This window comes from Burkholderia sp. 3C, assembly GCF_054589155.1.
This window is the reverse complement of record NZ_BAAILN010000089.1, coordinates 1-1713: the sequence shown is the minus strand read 5'-3', so window position 1 is coordinate 1713 and position 1713 is coordinate 1. Positions and strand designations below refer to the sequence as shown.

The window sequence follows — 1713 nt, the reverse complement described above, 5'->3', positions numbered from 1 at the left end:
TCACGCCGAGCGGCACCACCATGATCACCGAGAACGGGATCGACCAGCTTTCGTACAGCGCCGCCAGACACAGGAACACCACCAGGATCGAGATCGCGTAAAGGATCGGCGCCTGCGAACCCGATTGCAGTTCCTGGAACGACAGCCCCGTCCACGAGTAGCCGATACCGTTCGGCAGCTTGGTCGCGAGGTTCGACATCGCCGTCATTGCCTGGCCGGTACTCTTGCCCGCCGACGCCTGACCCTGGATTTCCATCGACGAAATCCCGTTGTAGCGCTCGAGCTTCGGCGAACCGTAGGTCCAGTGACCGGAGGCGAACGCACCGAACGGCACCATCCCGCCCGAGCCGTTGCGCACGTACCAGATGTTCAGATCTTCCGGCGTGGCGCGGAACGGCGCGTCGGCCATCACGTACACCTTCTTGATACGACCATCCGTATCGAGGAAGTTGTTGACGTATTGCGACGCCCACGCGATCGAGAAGGTCTGGTCGATCGAAGCCGCCGTCACGCCGAGCGCGTTGGCTTTCTCGCGATCGATATCGATCTTGTACTGCGGCGTGTCGTTCAGGCCGTTCGGGCGCACGCCCTGCAGCGTCGGATCCTTGGCGGCCATGCCGAGCAACTGGTTCCGTGCCGCCATCAACGCGTCGTGGCCGAGGCCCGCGTTGTCGGTCAGCTCGAAGTCGAAGCCGGCTGCCGTGCCCAGTTCGGGAATCGACGGCGGGTTGAACGGAATGACGATCGCGTCCTTGTAGCCGCTGTAGCGCGCGAACATCCGCCCGATCAGCGCCTGCACCTTCTGGTTCGAGCTCTGACGCGCCGAATAATCCTTCAGCTTGACGAACACGAGACCGGAGTTCTGGCCGCGGCCGGCGAAGCTGAAGCCGTTCACGGTGAACGCCGATTCGACGATGTCCTTCTCGTCGTTGAGCACGTAATCGGAAATGTTCTTCAGCGTGCGCGCCGTGGTTTCCTGGGTGGAACCCGACGGCGTTTGCACGATCACGAACATCAGGCCCTGATCTTCATCGGGCAGGAACGACTTCGGCAGGCGCACGAACAGGAAGCCCACGCCGATGATCACCGCCAGATAGATGATCAGCCAGCGGCCCGAGCGCTTGATCACGTGGTGCACGCCCTTGTGGTACTTGTCGCGGCTGTTGTTGAAGTTGCGGTTGAACCAGCCGAAGAAGCCCTTCTTCTCTTCGTGATGGCCCTGCGGAATCGGCTTGAGCAGCGTCGCGCACAAGGCCGGCGTCAGGATCAACGCCACCAGCACCGACAGCACCATCGCCGACACGATCGTCAGCGAGAACTGACGATAGATCGCGCCGACCGAGCCGCCCGAGAATGCCACCGGCACGAACACGGCCGACAGCACCAGCGCCACGCCCACCAGCGCGCCGGTGATCTGGCCCATCGCCTTCTTGGTGGCCTCCTTCGGCGAGAGCCCCTCCTCCGACATCACGCGCTCGACGTTCTCCACCACCACGATCGCATCGTCCACCAGCAAGCCGATCGCGAGCACCAGGCCGAACATCGACAGCGTGTTGATCGAGAAGCCCACCGCCGACATGATCGCGAACGTGCCGAGCAGCACCACCGGCACGGCGATCGTCGGGATGATCGTGGCCCGCAGGTTCTGCAGGAACAGATACATCACGAGGAACACCAGCACGATGCCTTCCAGCAGCGTCTTGACCACTTCCT

General features: G+C 62.8%; 1 protein-coding gene. It reads right to left on the bottom strand.

The window, feature by feature from the left end; translation table 11 throughout:
- The coding region (locus ACYP33_RS15705) for an efflux RND transporter permease subunit (RefSeq protein ID WP_459622754.1) at positions 1–1713 on the bottom strand (1713 nt) is incomplete at both ends.